Genomic DNA, 3,334 nt, shown 5'->3' on the forward strand with positions numbered 1-3,334 from the left:
GGCTCGCCCAGTTCGACGCGGACGATCGTCTCCCCGGACAGGCCGCCGATGAGGGCGGAGTCGGCCCAGGTGTCGAAAAGCTCGCCGGAGTAGATGAGCAGGTTGCCCGGGGAGATCGCCGGCACCCATGACGCCGCGGGCCCGTGGAAACCGTCCCCCGGGGTGTGGTCGGGGATGGGTGCACCGCTGTAGTGGACGCCCATGGAGGCCGCGGGCCAGCCGTAATTGTCGCCCTCGACGAGCAGGTTGAGTTCATCGCCACCCTGCGGGCCCATCTCGGAGACCCAGATCCGGCCCCGGGCATCCTCGGCGATACCCAGGGGATTGCGGTGGCCCATCGTCCACTGCTCCGTCCCCCAGGGGTTGCCCGGCGCGGGTTCACCGTCGAGGGTCAGGCGCAGCACCGAGCCCAGGTTCGTGTCATTCTCCTGCGCCGGATCCATCTCCTGGCGGTCACCGGAGGTGACGAAGAGGTGGTCATCCTGGATGAGCAGCCGCAACGAGAAATGCCCGTTGCCGGCGGCCGGGGTCTGCTCCCAGATCTCCTCCAGGTCGCTCAGGCGGTGATTGTCCACGTCCAGCACACCACGGCCCACCACCCCCTGGGCGCCGTCCGCGTGCGGGCGCACCCAGCTGAGGTAGATCATGCCGTCCTGCTCGAAGGTGGGCCCGGGGATGACGTCATGCATGCCCGCCTGCCCCTGGGCGTGAACCTCCGGGACCCCGCTGATCTCATGGACATCCCCGGTGAGCTGGTCACGCAACTGCAGCGCCCCGCGGCGTTCGGAGACGAGCAGGTGGTCGGTGCCAGGCAAGAAGGACATTGCCCAGCCGGTGTCGAATGTGCCGTGCTCCGTGACGGTGACACCCTCGGTGCCATCGACCGCCTCCGTGTTGCGGTCCCCATCGGAAAGAGCGGGCGAGCCGGCCTCGTCACTGTCCGTGGCGCACCCGGACACCAGGGCGGCGGTCATGAGCAGGGTGACGGGCAGGGTAGACAGGCGTCGCATGCCCCCACCCTAATCGGCGCCACGACCATCGCGGGGTGGTCCCTTTTGCTATTGTCACTACTCGTTGCCCGCCCCCGGCCGAAAAGAATCCTCCGTGAACAAGACGCTTCGCACCCTTGCCCTGTCGGCCTCTCTCGCGGTGGGTGCTGGCCTTGTCACCGTGTCTCCGGTCGCCGCTCCCTCAGCCCTGGCCCAGAGCTCCGGCAGTTCCCGCGGTACCCCGTTGCCGCCTCCGAATACGGTGGAGTTCGGGCCCGACCGCGAGGACGGCCCCCTGGTGGTCAGTGTCGTCGGGGACATCCTCGGCCGGGGTATCTCCGAGGACGCCGGCTTCCTCGTCGGTGACCTCGGCATCATGGTGGACCTGGACGCGGGCGAGGAGTTCATCATCGTCTTCGGTGATTCCTGGCGCGGCCCCCGCTTCGGCCAGGGAACATGGATGAGCCCGGTCGGGGTGCTCGCCCGCCTGGACGCTGACGGGCGCATCGAGATTCTGCGTCCCCTCAACGAGGGTGAGGTGGCCCGCCAGCTCATCGGTTACTCCCATGACGGCGGCATCACCGTCATCCCCTCCGATGTCATCAACATCGACGGCACCCTGTACATGCAGGGCATGTGGAACCGGGGTCTCGGCAATGTGCTGCGCACGGAGATCTGGAAGTCCGACGATCGAGGTGCCACCTGGCGGTCCGTCGCCACCACACCCGCCGGCCACATGGACGGACTGGGTAACCTCCTCACCTGGGACATGGGTCCGGACGGTTACGTCTACGTCATGTCCTCGCAGTTCCGGCGCAGCGATGACGTCTATCTCTCCCGCTTCCTGCCCGCGCAGATCGCCGACCGCACCACCTGGGAGCACTTCAACTCGCGCACCGGCGTCTGGACCTCGTCATTCCCGCGTACCCCGATCCTGTCCGACGAGGTCTCTGCCGGTGAGATGTCCCTGCGGTTCATCGAGGGCAACTGGGTACTGGCGATGTTCAACGCCGCGACGTACTCCATCGAGGTCCGTATCACCGACGACATCACCACCGACTGGAACGCCATCACCCCGGCCCAGGTGGTCATCGGCGGCGGCTGGGGCGCACCCCAGGGGCCGGACAACTTCGCTCAGGTCTACGGCGGCTACATCGTCCCGGGTTCGACGATCGGCAGCATGGACCTCGTGGTCTCCCAGTGGAACACCCGGGACAACAGCCGCTACAACTCCACCCAGTTCCACGTGCAGGGCCTCGACGAGTTCTTCGGCATCTCCCCCGCCCCGCGTGGTCGGATGGCCCCGCAGACCGTGCCGCAGGACCGCGTCGGCGATCAGTCCGTCATCCGCGTCCAGCAGACGGAGGTCACGGACTCGGTGCTTCCGTACTAGCGTCGAGGGTGCGCTGCCAGGCCCCCATCGCCGAGGACGTGACGAAACCGAGGGCCCGGTTGATGCCCAGCATCCAGCGATTCTCCTCGGCATTCCACGTGTGCAGCCTTTTTACCTGCGGACGCACCGTCTGCAGCTGCAGGGCGTTGGCCCGCTTGAGCGCCAGGCCCAGGCCGTGCCCGCGGTCCTCCGCCCGCACGAGGGTGTCCGCCTGATACGCGATCTCCGGCTGCCTTTCCGGGCATTCGACGAAGGTGTAGCCGACCGGCTCCCCGGACTCGTTGAGCGCCACGGCCCACAGCACTACGCGGTGGGAGTCGCGCGCCCGCGCCTCCTCGCGGCGGATCCGGGCGGCGTCCCACACCTCCTCCTCCGCTTCCCGGCTGCCGTGCGGCGCGTCGGTGGCCATGCGCCCGCGCAGGCGCGCCATGGGCTCGAGCAGGTGCTCCGGGGTCGGCCCCTCCCAGGTCACCACCTCATAGTGCTTATCGACGTCCCCCTTCCCCACCTCCGCAGGCAGGTGCAGGGTGCTGATCAGCTCGACCTGGTCGAGGGTGAAATCGTGGGACTGCAGCCACTCTGCCATCGCGGTGGCCTCCACCGCGCCGCTGCCCGTGGCGGCGGGCAGGCTGGGGTTGTCCTGCCCGGAGTACTCCCACCAGGTGAGTGCGGTGCGTGACTCCCGCTGGCAGAGCTCGAGGAACGGGGGCCACAGAGCGTCGAGAAGCAGGCCCGGATCGCGGCCGGGGAGCAGGACCGCCTCGGCGTGGACGGTGTGGGTGTTGGCGCTGTGGGGCAGGTTGATCCGCAGGTATGCCACGGCCTCGCCGGCGTCGCGGAGCATAAGGATGGGCCGGGATTCCGCCTCGTCGCTGGCGTAGGCGGCCAGCGTATCGGCGCGGTAATGGAAGTCGGTGTGCCCGAAGCGTTCCTGCTCGGCCCGTTCGCCGAT

Annotated in this window: 3 protein-coding genes; 1 reads left to right on the forward strand and 2 read right to left on the reverse strand. The window is 68.4% G+C overall.

What is annotated here, in order from left to right:
* Positions 1-1,010, reverse strand: a 1,010-nt coding sequence (locus Q4F73_RS10935) for a PQQ-dependent sugar dehydrogenase (protein ID WP_303359377.1), incomplete at its 3' end; no start/stop codon positions are given.
* Positions 1,011-1,104: 94 nt separating this feature from the next.
* Between Q4F73_RS10935 and Q4F73_RS10940 the strand changes: the two genes are divergently transcribed.
* Entirely contained in the window at positions 1,105-2,382 is a 1,278-nt protein-coding gene (locus Q4F73_RS10940; RefSeq protein WP_303359378.1) for a DUF4185 domain-containing protein, read from the forward strand.
* On the opposite strand, the gene Q4F73_RS10945 is transcribed toward Q4F73_RS10940, so the two are convergent.
* A partial coding sequence (locus tag Q4F73_RS10945) for a hypothetical protein (RefSeq protein WP_303359379.1) occupies positions 2,357-3,334 on the reverse strand: 978 nt, incomplete at its 5' end. The genes Q4F73_RS10940 and Q4F73_RS10945 overlap by 26 nt on opposite strands.

The organism is Corynebacterium sp. (assembly GCF_030535495.1).
GTDB lineage: Bacteria > Actinomycetota > Actinomycetes > Mycobacteriales > Mycobacteriaceae > Corynebacterium.